The organism is Bowmanella yangjiangensis (genome assembly GCF_017255015.1).
GTDB classification, from domain to species: Bacteria; Pseudomonadota; Gammaproteobacteria; order Enterobacterales; family Alteromonadaceae; genus Bowmanella; species Bowmanella yangjiangensis.
The window spans coordinates 72,093-88,418 of sequence record NZ_JAFKCS010000003.1; the positions used below are offsets into that span (position 1 = coordinate 72,093).

Genomic DNA, 16,326 nt, shown 5'->3' on the forward strand with positions numbered 1-16,326 from the left:
TTAATTCAGGAAGTCGTTTAAGTTCCAGTTACCAATATCATCATCAGTACCTGGCTGCATATCTGGTCCGGCACTGAATACATCAAAGGTGCCCATTTCACCTGGGCTTAGCAGGTAATAGTCGTTACCCCAGGGATCCTGCGGTAAGCGATTGATAAAACCTTCAGCCGGGAAGTTGCGGGGAATAGGTTCGATAGTCGGCGCGCTGACCAGGGCTTCCAGCCCTTGCTCTGTGGTAGGTAGCAGGTTAGTGCGTACTTTGTACATCTGAATGGCACTTTCCAACTGCTGAATATCGATGGCGGCTTTCTTAAGCTGCGCACTTTCCTGGTTACCCAGAATGGCTGGGGCAACCAAGGCCGCCATCATGCCAATGATCAGCAATACCACCATAACTTCGATAAGGCTGAAGCCGGACTGTCTGCGAGTGAGAGTTTTCATTACAAGTTCACCATATTATTTAGGGCCAAAATGGGTTGCAAAATGGCCATGACAATAAACATTACGATAGCGGCCATGCTGACGATCAGCAGGGGCTCAAAGACTTTTAGGGCAACACTAACCTGGGCTTCAAATTCTCTGTCCTGATTATCAGCCGCCCGGCCCAGCATCTGTTGCAGTTCGCCACTGCGTTCTCCCGAAGCAATCATGTGCATCATCATTGGCGGGAACATGCGGGTTTTTTCCAGCGCTGCACGCAGACTGGAACCTTCTTTAACCCGTTCTGCTGCATCGGCGATCTGGTTGCGAATATGCAGATTTTCCAGTACGCCACCGGCAATTCGCATACTTTCAAGCAAGGGCACGGCACTGGAGGTCAGAATGCTCAGGGTGCGGGCAAAGCGGGCGGTGTTCAGCCCGCGGGATACTTTACCCAGTACCGGTAAACGCAATATCAGTTGATGATAACGCAGCTTGAGGGCCGGCTGCTGCAGCAGGCGCTGAGCGAGTATCACCAGCAGTAGAATTACCACCCCGGCAATCAACACATAGTCACGCAGCCAGTCACTAATACCTATCATGATCTTGGTAATAGTCGGCAGGTCTTGGCCCATGCTGTCAAACTGACCAACAATTTTTGGTACCACTTGGGTTAACAGCGCGATCACCACCAACATGGCAATTACCAGCATCAGGCTTGGGTAGATCAGTGCCTGAACAACCTGACTGCGAGTTTGATTGCGTTTTTCTGTGTAGTCTGCCAGACGATTCAGTACGGTATCCAGATGGCCGGATTTTTCTCCCGCTGCCACCATGGCACGATATAGTTGGTCGAACACCTGCGGGTATTCTGCCATGGCATCTGCCAGGCTATGGCCTTCCACTACCTTGCTGCGTACTGCCATCATCATATTTTTATGGCGTGGTTTCTCGCATTGCTCGGCAACGGCCTGCAAGGCTTCTTCAATGGGCAGCGCAGACTCAACCAGCGTGGCAATCTGGCGGGTCAGCAAAGCCAGATCGGCGGCTGATATACCCTGGCGGAACAGCGTGACTTTGCCACCTTTTGCCTGAGTACGCTCTGATACCTGTTGAACCTCAATGGGAATCAGGTGCTGTTCTCGAAGCTGGGCACGCACCTGGCGGGCATTATCTGCTTCCATCACGCCGGATTTATTACGTCCACCCTGATCCAGGGCCTTATAAGCAAAGGCGCCCATTAACGCAGCCTGCTATTCAAATGGAAAGTGAAACGGTATCCGGTCATCATATTAATCTTCCCTGGTAACCCGCAACACTTCTTCCAATGAAGTCATACCGAGCAGCACCTTACTACAGCCATCGTCACGAATACTAGGTACGGACTGGCGTACATATTTTTCGATGGCTTGCTCGCCATGACCATTGTGGATCATTTCGCGAATCTGCTCGTCGACAATTAGCATTTCATGAATGCCGGTTCGACCGCGATACCCTGTCTGGTTACAACTGGCGCAGCCTTTAGGAGCAAAGATTTTAAACTCGCTGACTTGCTGTGGAGCAATGCCGAGAATCTGACATTCACGTTCAGATGGGGAATGCGCTACTTTGCAATCCGGACACAAGGTTCTTACCAAACGCTGAGACAGCACCGCCAGCAAACTGGATGAGAGAAGGAAAGGCTCTATACCCATATCTTCCAGGCGGGTGATGGCACCGGCGGCAGTATTGGTGTGCAGTGTGGATAGTACCAAGTGGCCGGTTAAACTGGCCTGCACGCCAATCTGGGCGGTTTCCAGGTCACGAATTTCCCCGACCATCACCACATCCGGATCCTGACGCAAAATGGCGCGCAAGCCGCGGGCAAAGGTCATGTCCACACGGGGATTTACCTGGGTCTGGCCGATACCCTCTAAGTCGTATTCAATGGGGTCTTCCACCGTCAGGATGTTACGGTCCTTGGTGTTGATTTCGGACAATCCAGCATACAAAGTGGTACTTTTACCCGAACCTGTAGGGCCGGTGACCAGAATAATGCCGTGAGGCTTGCGGATAAGTTCAGAGAAGTGAACCCGAATATGCTCCGTCATGCCCAAATCCTGCAAATCCAGATGGGCGGTATTCTTGTCCAGCAAACGTAATACCACCCGCTCACCGTGGCTGGACGGCATGGTACTGACCCGCACATCCACGGCTCGGCCAGCAATACGCAAGGTAATACGGCCATCCTGAGGCACGCGTTTTTCAGCGATATCCAGCTTGGCCATCACCTTGATACGTGAGACTAACATGGAGGCCATCTTGCGATTAGGGCGGAGGATTTCCCTTAACACACCATCAACCCGAAAACGCACCACCAACTGCTTCTCGAAGGTCTCAATGTGAATGTCCGATGCCCCTTCTTTGATAGCTTCGCCCAGCATGGCGTTGATCAGTTTGATGATTGGCGCATCGTCTTCGGAATCCAGTAAGTCCTCGGTTTCCGGCAATTCTTCGGCCAGTGCAAACAGGTCACCTTCGTTACCAATATCTTCCATTAATTGCTTGGCTTCAGATGAGTCGCGCTGAAAGGCCTTGGTCAGCAGGTTTTCAAATTTTTCCGGGGCAATTTCATGTAGCTGAAATTCTCGCCCCAAAAAGCGCCTGACCTCAGCAAAGACCGCAAAAGAGGTCTCAGCGGTATGGTAAAGTAAAGCAGGTTGCTGGCCGGTATCCAGCAACACCTTATTGCGTTTGGCAAAGCCAAAGGCTAATTGCTTATGGCTTGGCGCCTGCTCGTCGGCCTGCATTTGCTCTGTGCTTTGCAGCCTATCCATTAGTCTTTCCCGTTACCTTGCTCGGCTTTACGCTTTTGCTCCATCACTTCATCGAAGGTGGGGGGCAAGCTAAGGGCGTCGTTCCATTCGGGTAATACCGGGGTATCGGTGTACGGCATCAAAGGTACACCTTCCGACTGGCGTTTGAGCTGTTCGGCGCGGATAAAGTTGTACTTGCGGTGGCTGATAGTATTCATGGTCACGCCGTCCTTAATAATGGTCGGACGTAAAAACACCATGAGGTTACGCTTACGTTTGGATGTAGAGGTGGATTTAAACAGGTTGCCCAGAATCGGGATATCACCCAGTAGCGGCACCTTGGAGACACTTTCCTGTACGTCTTCATCGATCAGACCGCCCAGCACTACTGTGCCGCCGTCTTCCACTAACACTGTGGTTTTCAGCTCGCGTTTATTGATGGAAATATCTACTCCTGTAGTACCACTGACGCTGGATACTTCCTGTTCAATGGTCATTTGTACGCCGGAGCCTTCATTGATCTGTGGGGTGACCTTAAGCTTAATCCCCACTTCCTTGCGATCCACTGTGGTAAAGGGGTTATTGTTATTGGAACTAGCGGAAGAGCCGGTAATAATCGGCACTTCCTGACCCACGATAAAGAAGGCTTCTTCGTTATCCATGGTAGTGATATGCGGGGTCGCCAGCACATTGGAGTTCGTGTCGGTACTGACCGCCTGCACTATAGCGCCCCAACCGTCTTTAACTACGCCATACATGGCGCCGTTGAGACCGCCCAGCAGGCCGGCCAGGGCAGTAAGGTCACCTTCAATAGTTTCAGTGGTCACGATAGGGGTACCGTCTGCACTGTAAGTGGTACGATTAACTTCTCTGTCTTCAGCCTGACGCAGCGCTACACCCAGTGCACCTATAGGCACGGTACCATTGGTAAACTGCTGCCCGCCGCCATTTTCGCTGATCCACTGCACCCCCAGTTGGGTGCCGTCACCCTCAAAGACCTCGACGATAATGGCTTCCACTTGTACCTGAGCGCGGCGGATATCGAGCTGACGAATCACTTCTTCCAGCGAACGCATCATGTCCGGCTCGGCGGTGATGACCAAGGCGTTGGAATCCGGATGTGACTCAATGCTGATATCGCGTTTGCCGCTGGTTCGTCTGGCATTTGGCTGAGCGGCGCCTTGTTCTTCAGACTGAATGCTGGCGCTGACGCCTTGCAGTACCTTCACTAAATCGTCGGCCTTGGCGTATTTCAGGTAGATAACCCGGGTATTACCGCTGCTTTCCAGTTCTTTATCCAGTCGTTCAATCAGGTTGATCAGGCGCTGTCTGGCCTTGATATCACCACTGATAATGACGCTATTGGTTCTATCGTCGGCCACCACACGAGGCTCAAGCACATCCACACCGCCTTGCTTGGCGCCTTGGTTTTTATTGATGCTGTCGACGATACGCACCATTTCCGAGGCTGAGGCATATCTAAGTTTGATGATATCTACTTCTTTATCGCCGGCTTTATCCACCCGTTCGATAATCTCAACTAAACGATTAACCACCGCAGCCCGGCCCGTTAACAGCATAACGTTGGACTGATCGTAGGCGACCACGTTACCGCCCCCTGCCTGGTCATTGAGCTGGCGGAGTAGGGGGGCTAATTCTCTCACCGAGCCGTTATAAAGTGGCACAACGCGGGTGATCATTTCATCGCCGTCGAAGGAGGTACCCTCTATCACCGGAATGTTGGAGGATTTGGCATCTTTGTCGCGCACTACCTTCAATACCCCACTGGGCATCTCTACCACAGCAAAACCATACACCTGCAGAACATTGAGGAAGAATTGGTAGTATTGCTGTTCGGTCAGCAAGTCGTAGCTACGTACCGTAATTTTACCCCTTACATTAGGGTCGACAATGATGGTTTTCTTCAGATTCTTACCAACAATATTGATGAATTCATCAATCTCGGTGCCTTTGAAATTCGGCGAATACTCTGCTGCGCTAATAGATGACGCCGCACACAACAATGCCGCGTTGGCGGCGATACTAAATTGGCTGAGCAGGCGACGGCTGAATAGCCCCATGGTGATTATCCTTATAATTCGCTGTCGTCGGATGGAAGATCCAAATACAAGGTCAGCAAATCGCCGTCCCTGTTTACTGTCAGCTGCAGTGATTCGGTTTCGCGCAACATGGACATGGCTTCCATCGATTGCTGGATATCAGTTAGATCCAGACCATTGATTTCTGTTACGACGTCATTAGCTTGCAGACCGGCGGCCTGGAACAATGCTGGCTTTTTGCCCGGGCTGACGCGATAGCCCTTCAATTCTCCGTCAACCATATGCTGGCTGATAGCTATGTAATCGGTAAAGTTGGCCGGGGATGACTGTAGTGCATGCGTCGCCTGCGCCGCTTCGCGGCTGAGTGAACGACGCTGTGCGGCCGGCGCTGGAGATGGGCCGGAGCTACGTTGGTTAGTGAGTTGTTTGCCTTTATTAAACTCAATGCCATCCAGCATCAGGGTTTCCATGCGCGGCCCATTCTTAATAATAATCCGGTCGGCAAACACCTCATTGACGGTAGCATTAGTGCCATCAATCTTTTCGCCAATACCGTAGGTGTTTTGTTTACCCTGATTTTCAATAATGGCGGCACCCTGTTCAGCATTATTACTTGCCACAACACCTGTCAGGGTTAAGTTCAAATTGGTTTGTGGCGCATCTTCCACCACAGCCGGCTGATTGACCTGCGCTTGTGGTTTTCCAAATAAATCCAGACGTTGTATATCACTGATATTCACGCGAGCGCGCTGATTACCTGATTGGCTGTTTGCCATAGGCTGATTAGGTAAGGCATCCTGGTCCGGGCTTGGCAGCAAGCGCCAGGTAAGGTCGGCAGCAAAGGCCAGCAGATAAAGGCTGAGCAGAATCACCAGTGCTTGCGCAATACGGTGCTGGTGTCTTGTCAGACTTGACCAAGCTTGTTGAAAATTGTCAGATTTTAGCGTTATCACTTTGCTGCCATATTATCGGTCTGGTTTTGGTGGCTCGGTAGCCGGAGAAACGGCATGCTGAAGGGGAAACCTGACCTGTGCTAAACTATCCAGCCCATCATAGCCAGTCGCTAAAAGGGTCACAACTTTAATCCTGTAAAGTTACTAAAAAATTACATTCCCACACATATGAACACAGTTACCCAAAAAACTAACGAAAACACCGCGGTACGCCTTGACAAGTGGTTGTGGGCGGCCCGTTTTTTTAAAACTCGCGCATTGGCCAGGGAGATGGTTCAGGGCGGAAAAGTACAATATAACGGGCAGCGGAGCAAACCGAGTAAAGTAGTGGAGCTCGGTGCGACCTTAAAAGTTCCCCAAGGCCATGACATTAAAGAAGTGGTGGTACGGGAGATTCATGACAAGCGCAGAGCCGCACCAGCGGCGCAGGCCATGTATGAAGAAACCTCTGAGAGCATCGCAGCCCGCACTGCCAATGCCGAAGCACGTCAGGCTGGTGCGCTTTATAGTCCGCGCCCAGAACATAAACCTGACAAGAAGCAACGCCGTGATATTATCAGGTTTAAACATCAATAGTTGCCCACTGCCGTTATCTGACGGTATTAAATAGAGAAGCAAAGCATGTCTGACAACAATGATCATCTATACCGCTACCTGTTTGAAAAAGCGCATGTCAGGGGCGAATTAGTTCGTTTGCAGAACAGTTATGCGGCAGTGTTGGCTGCGCAAGACTATCCGGCGCCGATTCGTCGTCTGATGGGGGAATTAATGGCGGCCACCTCACTTTTGACCGCCACTTTGAAGTTTGAAGGGGATATTGCCGTACAACTGCAAAGTGAAGGTCCCATCAAATATGCGGTCATCAATGGTACGCACAAGCAGGAGTTAAGGGGCGTTGCGCGCTGGGACGGTGATGTACCAGAAGACTTCGCGGCCATGTTCCACAAAGGCGTCATGGCAATTACCATCACGCCTAAAGACGGCGAACGTTACCAGGGTATGGTGGCATTAGATAAAGACAGCCTGGCGGCGTGTCTGGAAAGCTATTTCAGTCAGTCCGAACAGTTAGCCACTCGGGTGATCTTAAAAACCCGCTTAGAAGGAGGAACACCCCTGGCCGCGGGTATGTTGCTGCAAGTGTTGCCGGTGGCTGAATCGGCCCATGAAGAGTTTGAACATCTGACCCAGATTACCGACACCATCACGATACAAGAATTGATGGAGTTACCGGTGCGGGAGATTTTACATCGCCTCTATCATCAGGAAGAGATTGAACTGTTTACCCCGCAACCTGTGATGTTTAAATGCAGTTGCAGTCGCCAGCGTAGCGCGCTGGCCCTGGCGTCTGTAGATAAACAGGATTTACTTGAGATAGCTGCCAAAGATGGTGAAGTGACGATCAATTGTCAATATTGCCACGCGGAATACCGCTTTGATGCCATCGATATCGAAGCCATCCACGCCGGACAGTTCGATCAACCTGCGTCACTAAGCTAAGGCTGGCATTAATTTGCGATAAGAAGGCAGTTCAGTTTGACAGGGGTTGAGGCCAGTCAAACTGAACTGCCAACTGCCAACTGCCAACTGCCAACTGCCAACTGCCAACTGCCAACTGCCAACTGCCAACTGCCAACTGCCAACCGTTATAAAATTCCAGAAAATCGCTTTTCTTTACTCAGCTGTAGGTATAACTGAAAGTTATGGATCAAATTTATGAAAGTCTTTCAGATTAGGCGAAAAAATATCCGTTTGCCCTACCGCTGAACTGCAGGTTTCCTGTATGATGCGCGCCAAAAATAATATTGAAAGAACATCTGAAAGCTTTACATCTGGAGTACCCGCAAATGACCTCTGTTCCCCCGAATCTTTTAGTGGATTTGACCTCTGCTGAGTTAGTTGAGCAAGCCTTGTCTCGTGGTGAAGGCCATCTGGCAGCAAATGGTGCCTTAGTGGTTGAAACTGGTGTGCGCACTGGTCGTTCACCTAAAGACCGTTTTATCGTCAAGGAAGTGTCTACCGAGCAAGAGATCGAATGGGGCGCAGTTAACCGTCCTTTTGATGCTGAGAAATTCGACGCACTGTGGGACAGAGTAGACGCTTATCTGGCGGGTAAAAATCACTTTATGTCGCATTTGGAGGTTGGTGCGGATCCAGCACATTACCTGCCGCTACAAGTACGTACAGAGACTGCCTGGCATCAGTTGTTTGCCCGCAACTTATTTATTCGCCCCAAAAACTGGAACCAGGCGGGTAAAGAAGCATGGCAGATCCTCAATGCACCAGGTTTTGTTTGTGAACCGGAGCGTGACGGTACCAATTCCGATGGTGTAGTGATCATTAACTTTGCTAAGCGCAAAGTGTTGTTGGCGGGTATGCGCTATGCCGGGGAAATGAAGAAATCCATGTTCTCGGTACAAAACTTCCTGCTACCTGCACAAGATGTGCTGCCTATGCATTGTAGTGCTAACGTTGGTGAACAAGGCGACGTAACACTTTTCTTTGGCCTGTCCGGTACAGGTAAAACCACCTTGTCAGCAGATCCTTCGCGTTTTCTGATTGGTGATGACGAACATGGTTGGGCACCGGGTTCAGTGTTCAATATCGAAGGCGGTTGTTATGCCAAGTGTATTGACCTTTCCCAGGCCAATGAGCCGGTCATTTGGGACGCCATTCGTTTCGGTACTGTGCTGGAAAACGTGGTATTGGATAACAAACGTGCACCAGACTACAGAGACAGCAGCCTGACCCAGAACAGCCGTGCTGCTTATCCTCTGGAGCATGTCGAAAAACGCGAAGTTGCAAACCGTGCCGGTGAGCCGCGTGCCGTGGTCTTCCTGACCTGCGACGTAAGCGGTGTATTGCCTCCGGTGTCTGTGTTGTCTGAGCAGGCGGCGGCTTATCACTTCCTGTCAGGCTATACCGCGAAAGTTGGCTCCACCGAGATTGGCTCTACAGCGGCTATCGAGTCGACCTTCTCAACCTGCTTTGGCGCACCATTCTTCCCTCGTCCGGCCGGCGTATACGCTGAGCTGCTGATGAAGCGCGTACGTGAGTTTGGCGCCAAGGTTTATTTGGTGAATACCGGCTGGACCGGTGGTCCTTATGGTGTCGGTAGCCGTTTTGATATTCCTACTACCCGTGCGGTAGTCGATGCCATCGTGAACAATAAGCTCGAGGGTGTGGCCACTGAGCATCTGCCGCAGTTGAACCTGGATGTACCTGTGGCTGTACCTGGCGTTGACAGCAAGCTGCTGAATCCACGCAATACCTGGGCTGATCCAGCTAAGTACGATGAGTATGCCGCTAACCTGGCTAAAGAATTCAGCCAGAATTTCGCTAAGTACGAAGTGTCTGAGGAAATCCGTCAAGCCGGTCCGCAGGCGTAAGCCGAGCTCACAAAAAAGGGTTGCCATGGCAACCCTTTTTATTTCTGGCCAGCAGCGTTAATGATGTTGTAAGGCTTCGATGGGATCCAACTGCGAGGCCTTGATCGCTGGGTAAATACCAAATCCCAGGCCAATGGCTGTACAGATGCTGAAGGACAGTAGAATGGCGGTCATAGACCAGCTAACCGCCCAGCCGCTGAATAACGCAATCACTTCCGACAGACCAATACCAAACAGAATTCCCAGTAGGCCACCGACTATGGAAATGGTCAGGCTCTCCGCCACAAACTGGATACGAATATCTTTACAGGTGGCACCAATAGCTCGCAACAGACCTATCTCTGTAGTGCGTTCCAATACTGTGGCCAGCATAATATTCATAATACCTATGCCACCGACCAACAACGAGATACCGGCAACACAAGACATGACGATATTGAAGATCTGCTGGGTTTGCTTTTGCTGAGCCAGTAGTGCCGCCGGTACTACCATATCGAAGTCGTCGACCTGGTTATGACGCTGCTCCAGCAAACGGTTGATGGCTTTAGCGGCGACCAGCGGGTCGGTATCCTCACGGATCTCCAGTTTAAGACTGGTTAACTCGCTATCCAACTGCTCGGCTGGGAATTTACGCAATGCCGTTTGCAGGGGGATAAATACCTGGTTTTGCTCGCCCCCCAGCTTGATGCCCTGAAATTCTTCCTTGCTCAAGTAAGGTGCTTGCAGCACCCCCACAACTTTAAACCACAGATGGTTAATCTTGATGTTCTGCCCCAATGCATCCCCAAGAGGAAATAACTGAGCGGCAGTATTGGCACCCAGCAAGGTAACCTGATTGAGATGGCGTTCATCATCCTCATTCAGCACCCGTCCCTCGGCAAGTGCCAGTTTGCTCAAGGTAAAATAGCTGGCACTAACACCAACGGCTTCGCCGTCACTGCGACCTGCGTGGCTGAACAATTCAAAGGTATCCAGGGTTTTCATGGCTGCAAAAGCGCTGACAAAAGGCAGACTGCTGGTGGCCACTTCGCCGTCGCGGAGGCTCAGACCACGTGAATGCTTACGCTGTTCTTGCAGGGTTTCCTGATCAAACTCTTGTGCATTAATAATCAGATTGCGCAGGCCCATGCTGTCTATCATGCGCAGTGCTTCGCGTTCAGCCCCGGTACCAATATTCAGCATGGCAATCACTGCGCCGACGCCAAAGATCATACCCAGCAAGGTTAAAAAGGTCCGTAAGGTGTGCTGGCGCAATTCATCCAAGGTATCGAGTAACAACAACAGATACTTCATGATTTGTCCTCGATATAGATTAGTGCCACTTCATCACCCTCTTCCAGGCCACTGAGGATTTGCGCATGGGACAAACTGGTGCGGCCGACTTGCACAGGTACGGCAGTAAAATCACTACCCTCTTTACGAAACACCTGATAACTATTTTGCTGATTGAACAGACTTTGTAGCGGTACAACCAGGCTGTCGGGCTGGTTCAATACATTAATCCTTGCCTCTACTTTACGTCCTGGTACCAGTAGCTCGGGGTCTTGCTTGATAAGGTTCACCGTGACTTCGTAGTACTTTTGCGGATCATTGCGCCGAATACTGGACGGCATGGGGGCTACGGCTTCTACCTCGCCCAGCAATTCGGTTTGTGGTCTGGCGACCAGATACAAACTTACCGATTGGCCTGGTGCCAAATCCAAGGCTTCGGACTCCAGCACAAACAGCTTGGCTTTTACCAGGCTCAGGTCAGGAAGGGTGGCAATTTTCGAGCCCGGCCACATAGTCTGACCGACGCTGGGCTTTTGCCCGGACCAGTCGGCGTAGTAAACCAAGGTGCCGTCATGGGGGGCGCGCACTTCCAACAGCTCAAGACTGCTGGTGAAGGAACTCAAGCGCTGCTGGTGTTGCGATTTTTGCATGGATAGCAGTCCCAATTCACCGGCGGAACTTTGCTTGAAGCTATCGTCTTTCCAATGCAGGTAACCTTGCTTGGCGGTGAGGTATTCTTTGTTCTGCAAAGATTCGAGAATTTCCAGTTTGGAGCGAATTTGCACATCATCGATGGCAAATTGTTCGGCAAACTGTTTCTCTTCGCCGACCAGTTCAATGTCCTTACCTATGGCTTCGCCCTCGGTCGTGAGTTCGGCATCTTTCTCGTGGATATCCAGATTGCTCAGGGCAATTTTGTGCTCAAATTGCTGGGCTCTGACCGACAGGCTTTCGCCATCAAATCGGGCGATCACATCGCCTTTTTTTACCTGGCTGAATTCCGGTGCCAGCCACGCTAGGCTCTGCGGGCCGTTGCGGAAGGCAGGTGCAGTAATGGCTTCGGATTTAGCGGCAAACAATTCGCCACTGGCGGGCACTATTACCGATAAGGTTTGGCGCTGCGCTTCATACAAGGGGATCTGATTACTTTCTTCGCTGCAGGCAACCAGCAGTAAACTCGTCAGGCAAATCAGTGTTCTCATGGCAATACCCTCTCACCTTCGTCTAGCCCGGCCTTGATAACAGCACGTCCCTGGGTAAGTGAGCTTAACTGTACATCTCGTTCGGTACCGTCGGCTAACAAGACCCAGTGACGTTGACCATCGGTTTTAACCAGATGTTGGGGCAGGGTCAGGGCCTGATCAAACTGCTGTGCATGGATTTTCACCCGGGCCGTCATACCCGGACGCATGGTATTCAGGTCGACGTTATCCAGTGTTATGGCCGCATCAATGATGCGACGTTTGTCCTGGCGGGACATATTGCGAAACACCTGGCCAAGGGATTCAACCTTACCGCTTAAGGCTATGTCCTGACTACCTGACAATAAAATATCGACTTTCTGGCCGGGTTTAACTTGACCACTGTCTGCTTCACGTATCTGTGCAATGATTTGCAACTGATCGGGCTTAGCGATTTCCATCACCGCCTGGCCAAAATTAACCGACTCGCCCACCACAGGTTTCTCGCCGTTCCAGTCGGCTTTATATAGGGCTATACCGTCAAAAGGCGCATGCACTTGTAGTTTGTCGATAGACTGTTTGAGCTCCCGTACTTCCCCTTGCAGGCGCTCCACTTTGGCACTGGCAAGTTTAATATTGCGCTGTTTGGATTGCTGGTGATGAGTAAGTTTTTCATTAGCCAGATGCAAATCAATCTGGGCAATCTTGAAATCCAGTACGCTTTTCTGTCTTTCCAGTTCCGAACGTGAGTTGTCAACGATCTCGGCGCGGCGTTTGGCCTTGTCATAGTTCATTTGCATCTCGGCCAAACTCAGCTTCAGTTCTTCTTCGTTGGCTTCTTGTTTCAGGGTTTGGTTTTCTAGCTCTTTCTTGGCGGTGGCCAGCTCAGCCTGCTTATCCAGCATACGGTCCCGCACTTGTTTGTCGTCAAAGGCCAGTACCAGTTCCCCCTGTTTAACCTGGGTGTTTTCGCCTGCCATGTGTTTAATCTGGTACTGCCACATGCGCTCCACTGCCGGAGGTGCAAGTAAAACACTTTGCAACGGCTTCAACTCTCCGCTGGCTTCAACTAGTGTTGTCAGGCTTTCACGTTTGGTCTGATGGGTGTTTTCTGTGCTGCAGGCACTTAATAAAGTAAAAAATACTACAAGCCAAATGCGGTACATTCTATTCATCTCCCTTAAGCTCTAACTGCGCGCTCATACCTGGCAGCAATTGCAGATCATCCTTAATGTCGAATGCAAAAGTGCAGCGAAAATACGCATCGTTACCCCATTCGCGGCGTTGTTCAGGTTGCTGAGAGATGTCTTTCAAGGTCGCACTGACTTGATATTCCGGATAAGCGTCAAAGCGCAACATAGCGTTCTGCCCAGGTTTTAATTTTGCCTGGTCAGCCTCGTGAACCCAGGCTTCCACATATAATCCGGAGATAGCAGGAATTTCGGCGATCCGCCAACCCGGCTGGGCCGTCATGCCGGTAAACATTTTTTCACCCGTCCAGGGATGGTCGGCATAAATAACCGGACCACTGCGCTCAGCCGTCTGGCTCATCAGGGATAGTTTATGGCGGTGATAAGTTAATTGTTGCTCGTGATTATCAATTTTCAGTTGTTGCTTGTTGATCGCTGTCTGATGGCTGAGTTTGGCCTGAGCCAGCTTGTCTTGCGCTTTGGTTCTGGCAACCAGGGCCTTTTCCAGTTCCAGTTGGTATTTTTCAAAGTCAAATGCACTGTGGGTACCTTTGGGTACTGATGCATCGAGCCGTGCTTTTTGTACCAATAGCTCTGCGCGTTCGAGTCCTGATTGGGCTTCAAGCACCTTTAACTCACCATCAGACTGTTGTCTGACCAACTCTTCTTTAGCAGTAACCAGGCTGTTTTCTTCCTGATCAATACTGCTTTGAATACCGCTACCATCAAACACCACCACAGGTTCGCCCACCTGGGCTACCTGGCCTTCTTTCATTAACCAGTCTACCTGGACCCGCCAGTTGTCAGTTCGCGGCGCATAAAAAGCCTGACTTTCTGCGGCACGCACCTGACCACTGAGTAACAACGGGGAGGCATGAATTTGTCCGGTCAAGAGCAGCAGTGCGAGGAACTTCAATTGCATTTACTGTCCTCCACAACCAGGCCGTCTTTCATACGGATAACACGCTGTGCATGAGCGGCGATATCCTCTTCGTGGGTGACCATCACAATGGTCTGTCCTTGTTTATGCAGTCCACACAACAGCGCCATGATTTCCTCTGAGGTACGGGTGTCGAGGTTGCCCGTCGGTTCATCGGCAAAAATGACTTTCGGGTTGTTGATCAAGGCTCTGGCAATGGCCACCCGTTGGCGCTGTCCTCCCGACATTTCAAAGGGTTTATGATGGCTGCGATGACCCAAGCCTACTTTTTCCAACATAGCTGCCGCACGTTGTTGCGCCTCCTGTAACGGCACATCAGAATAACGCAAAGGCAGCATCACATTTTGTAAGGCTGACAGTCGCGGAAGCAGATGAAAAGTCTGGAATATAAAGCCGATTTGTTGGTTGCGGATACGCGATAACGATTCATCATCCATACTGGCAATATCCTGTCCAGCCAGGCGATAGTTGCCATTAGACGGTGAGTCCAGACAACCGAGAATATTCATCAGTGTCGATTTACCTGAACCCGAAGTGCCCATAATGGCGACAAACTCGTTTTCATCAATCTGCAATGACACCTCATTGAGCGCTACAACGCGGGTTTCACCTGTGCCGTAATGGCGACTTAATGCTTTTACTTCAATCATCCCTGTCACTTGTACGTTAGGCTGGATGGCTTGCCGCCAGTGTCTGGCGACTAGTATGTATAAGGAAGTCGACGCCTTGCAGCGTCGACCTAACCGCGGTTAGAGCTTATAAATTGCTTTTAGTTCAGGAACTTCAGCTAATTGTGAGCGTACTGAAGGGTCTCCCACAACCACCAATGTCATCTTCTCCAGCGGCAGATACTTAGCCGCTAATGCGGAAATTTGCTCTGGAGTCAGGGCATTAACGCTTTGCAGATAGGTTTCCAGGCGTGACAACGGCAGACCGTGGCTCTTTAAGTTCCAGAGCTGATTGATAATGGCAGTACGCGAGGAGTTTTGCAGCACATAGATGCCTGACATGTAGTTCTTGAAACCATCCAGCTCCGCTGTGGGCGGCGCCTCGGTTTGTAGGTGTTTAATTTCCTTGATGATTTCAGCAATGGCCGGGCCGGTGGATTCCGCCGTCACATCGGCGGCTTCATACCAAATGGCAGCGCCAACCCTGGGTGACACACTGCTGCCTGGTGAGTAAGTATAGCCTTTATCCTCGCGAATATTGCTGGTAATACGGCTACTAAAGGCACCGCCAAGCAAAGTATTCATAGCGGCCAGACCTATGTAGTCAGGATGTGAAGGGTCGACCACAGGTAAGCCGATGCGAATAGTTGACTGTGGCGCTTGCGGGCGGTCAATAAATACCAGGCTGGGGTCAGCTTGCATCACTGGCTTGTCCAGGGTTCTGGTTTGTCCTGCACGCATTGCAGCAAATGCCTGACGGATAGCCTGTTCAGCCTGCCCTTCGTCAAATTGCCCGGATACATACAAGTGGCTGCGTTTGGCGACCAGATTGGTATCGATATAAGCGTTAACATCCTCAAGTGTCAGCGCTTGTACTTTGGCTTCATCAGCAAAAACCTTAGCGTAAGGGTGCTGTCCGTAAACCACTTGGTAGAAGGCTTCGGTTGCCTGGCTCTGCGCCTGAGATTTGCTGACCTTCAGGTCACGAACAAAGTTAGTCACGGCGCGTTCCAGGTCCCCTTGAGCAAACTTGGGATGCATAGCCAAGTCAGCCAGTAAGCGTGCCGCATCCGGAGCAAATTCACTCAGCACGTCCATTTGCAGGAAACTGCTGTTAGGCCCGACAGAGGTGTTAACCTGTCCGCCCATTTCTGCGGCGGCTTCGGCAATTTGCTTACCGCTAAGGGTTTGCGTACCTTCGGTTAGCAACTGATAGCTAATATCGGAGACCGCATCCTTACCATTATCATCAACGTTACCCGTATCGGTGACCAGACGTAGCGTAACCTTCGGGGTTTTCCCGTAGTGAATAAAAGTCACGGTCAGGCCGTTATCCAACTGAATGTCGCGGGTTTGAGTCAGTTTGAAATCTTTGGCTTGGCCGCCACTTGGAGGGGCTTCCTTGGCGGCAGCCGGACCACTTAACAGAAGAGCGCACAGGGCGATAGCAATGTGTTTCAT

Annotated in this window: 14 protein-coding genes; 3 read left to right on the top strand and 11 right to left on the bottom strand. The window is 50.9% G+C overall.

The features are described from left to right. From gspG to gspC, 5 genes are read right to left on the bottom strand one after another with little or no spacing between them, the layout of a single operon-like run. Positions 1–441, bottom strand: coding sequence for a type II secretion system major pseudopilin GspG (gene gspG, locus J0A65_RS04790; RefSeq protein WP_206592992.1), 441 nt, complete (start codon positions 439–441; stop codon positions 1–3). Continuing rightward, positions 441–1,661, bottom strand: coding sequence for a type II secretion system inner membrane protein GspF (gspF, locus tag J0A65_RS04795; RefSeq protein WP_206592993.1), 1,221 nt, complete (start codon positions 1,659–1,661; stop codon positions 441–443). Before gspF ends, gspG begins: the two co-directional genes overlap by 1 nt. Positions 1,662–1,712: 51 nt before the next feature. Continuing rightward, the gene (gene gspE, locus J0A65_RS04800) at positions 1,713–3,236 is read right to left on the bottom strand and encodes a type II secretion system ATPase GspE (protein ID WP_269813812.1); all 1,524 of its coding nucleotides are present in this window, start codon (positions 3,234–3,236) and stop codon (positions 1,713–1,715) included. Further along, positions 3,236–5,296: a type II secretion system secretin GspD gene (gene gspD, locus J0A65_RS04805; protein WP_269814634.1), complete on the bottom strand. Its 2,061-nt coding sequence runs from the start codon at positions 5,294–5,296 to the stop codon at positions 3,236–3,238. Before gspD ends, gspE begins: the two co-directional genes overlap by 1 nt. A gap of 11 nt (positions 5,297–5,307) precedes the next feature. Then, positions 5,308–6,228: a type II secretion system protein GspC gene (gene gspC, locus J0A65_RS04810; protein WP_332874298.1), complete on the bottom strand. Its 921-nt coding sequence runs from the start codon at positions 6,226–6,228 to the stop codon at positions 5,308–5,310. Between the two features lie 168 nt (positions 6,229–6,396). Between gspC and hslR the strand changes: the two genes are divergently transcribed. The 3 genes from hslR to J0A65_RS04825 all read left to right on the top strand — a co-directional run bounded on the left by hslR (position 6,397) and on the right by J0A65_RS04825 (position 9,614). Next, the gene (gene hslR, locus J0A65_RS04815) at positions 6,397–6,804 is read left to right on the top strand and encodes a ribosome-associated heat shock protein Hsp15 (RefSeq protein WP_206592994.1); all 408 of its coding nucleotides are present in this window, start codon (positions 6,397–6,399) and stop codon (positions 6,802–6,804) included. Positions 6,805–6,849: 45 nt separating this feature from the next. Continuing rightward, positions 6,850–7,725, top strand: coding sequence for an Hsp33 family molecular chaperone HslO (hslO, locus tag J0A65_RS04820; protein WP_206592995.1), 876 nt, complete (start codon positions 6,850–6,852; stop codon positions 7,723–7,725). A gap of 347 nt (positions 7,726–8,072) precedes the next feature. Continuing rightward, positions 8,073–9,614: a phosphoenolpyruvate carboxykinase gene (locus J0A65_RS04825; protein WP_206592996.1), complete on the top strand. Its 1,542-nt coding sequence runs from the start codon at positions 8,073–8,075 to the stop codon at positions 9,612–9,614. Positions 9,615–9,671: 57 nt separating this feature from the next. On the opposite strand, the gene J0A65_RS04830 is transcribed toward J0A65_RS04825, so the two are convergent. The 6 genes from J0A65_RS04830 to J0A65_RS04855 form a co-directional block, all read right to left on the bottom strand. Then, the gene (locus tag J0A65_RS04830; RefSeq protein WP_206592997.1) at positions 9,672–10,907 is read right to left on the bottom strand and encodes an ABC transporter permease; all 1,236 of its coding nucleotides are present in this window, start codon (positions 10,905–10,907) and stop codon (positions 9,672–9,674) included. Continuing rightward, positions 10,904–12,088 carry an efflux RND transporter periplasmic adaptor subunit gene (locus J0A65_RS04835; RefSeq protein WP_206592998.1) on the bottom strand — a complete coding sequence of 395 codons (1,185 nt, stop codon included), beginning with the start codon at positions 12,086–12,088 and terminating at the stop codon, positions 10,904–10,906. Before J0A65_RS04835 ends, J0A65_RS04830 begins: the two co-directional genes overlap by 4 nt. Beyond that, entirely contained in the window at positions 12,085–13,233 is a 1,149-nt protein-coding gene (locus J0A65_RS04840) for an efflux RND transporter periplasmic adaptor subunit (RefSeq protein WP_206592999.1), read from the bottom strand. The genes J0A65_RS04835 and J0A65_RS04840 overlap by 4 nt, the downstream gene beginning before the upstream one ends. Before the next feature lies 1 nt (position 13,234). Then, the gene (locus tag J0A65_RS04845) at positions 13,235–14,179 is read right to left on the bottom strand and encodes an HlyD family secretion protein (RefSeq protein ID WP_206593000.1); all 945 of its coding nucleotides are present in this window, start codon (positions 14,177–14,179) and stop codon (positions 13,235–13,237) included. Beyond that, complete coding sequence (locus tag J0A65_RS04850) at positions 14,170–14,847, bottom strand: ABC transporter ATP-binding protein (RefSeq protein ID WP_206593001.1); 678 nt, start codon at positions 14,845–14,847, stop codon at positions 14,170–14,172. Before J0A65_RS04850 ends, J0A65_RS04845 begins: the two co-directional genes overlap by 10 nt. Before the next feature lie 99 nt (positions 14,848–14,946). After that, on the bottom strand, positions 14,947–16,326 hold the full coding sequence (locus J0A65_RS04855) for a M16 family metallopeptidase (protein WP_206593002.1): 1,380 nt from the start codon (positions 16,324–16,326) through the stop codon (positions 14,947–14,949).

Excerpts from the sequence above, each read along its gene's own strand:
- gspG (WP_206592992.1), bottom strand. The coding sequence starts at position 441 with ATGAAAACTCTCACTCGCAGACAGTCCGGCTTCAGCCTTATCGAAGTT.
- gspF (WP_206592993.1), bottom strand. The coding sequence starts at position 1,661 with ATGGGCGCCTTTGCTTATAAGGCCCTGGATCAGGGTGGACGTAATAAA.
- gspE (WP_269813812.1), bottom strand. The coding sequence starts at position 3,236 with ATGGATAGGCTGCAAAGCACAGAGCAAATGCAGGCCGACGAGCAGGCG.
- gspD (WP_269814634.1), bottom strand. The coding sequence starts at position 5,296 with ATGGGGCTATTCAGCCGTCGCCTGCTCAGCCAATTTAGTATCGCCGCC.
- hslR (WP_206592994.1), top strand. The coding sequence starts at position 6,397 with ATGAACACAGTTACCCAAAAAACTAACGAAAACACCGCGGTACGCCTT.
- hslO (WP_206592995.1), top strand. The coding sequence starts at position 6,850 with ATGTCTGACAACAATGATCATCTATACCGCTACCTGTTTGAAAAAGCG.
- J0A65_RS04825 (WP_206592996.1), top strand. The coding sequence starts at position 8,073 with ATGACCTCTGTTCCCCCGAATCTTTTAGTGGATTTGACCTCTGCTGAG.
- J0A65_RS04830 (WP_206592997.1), bottom strand. The coding sequence starts at position 10,907 with ATGAAGTATCTGTTGTTGTTACTCGATACCTTGGATGAATTGCGCCAG.
- J0A65_RS04835 (WP_206592998.1), bottom strand. The coding sequence starts at position 12,088 with ATGAGAACACTGATTTGCCTGACGAGTTTACTGCTGGTTGCCTGCAGC.
- J0A65_RS04840 (WP_206592999.1), bottom strand. The coding sequence starts at position 13,233 with ATGTACCGCATTTGGCTTGTAGTATTTTTTACTTTATTAAGTGCCTGC.
- J0A65_RS04845 (WP_206593000.1), bottom strand. The coding sequence starts at position 14,179 with ATGCAATTGAAGTTCCTCGCACTGCTGCTCTTGACCGGACAAATTCAT.
- J0A65_RS04850 (WP_206593001.1), bottom strand. The coding sequence starts at position 14,847 with ATGATTGAAGTAAAAGCATTAAGTCGCCATTACGGCACAGGTGAAACC.
- J0A65_RS04855 (WP_206593002.1), bottom strand. The coding sequence starts at position 16,326 with ATGAAACACATTGCTATCGCCCTGTGCGCTCTTCTGTTAAGTGGTCCG.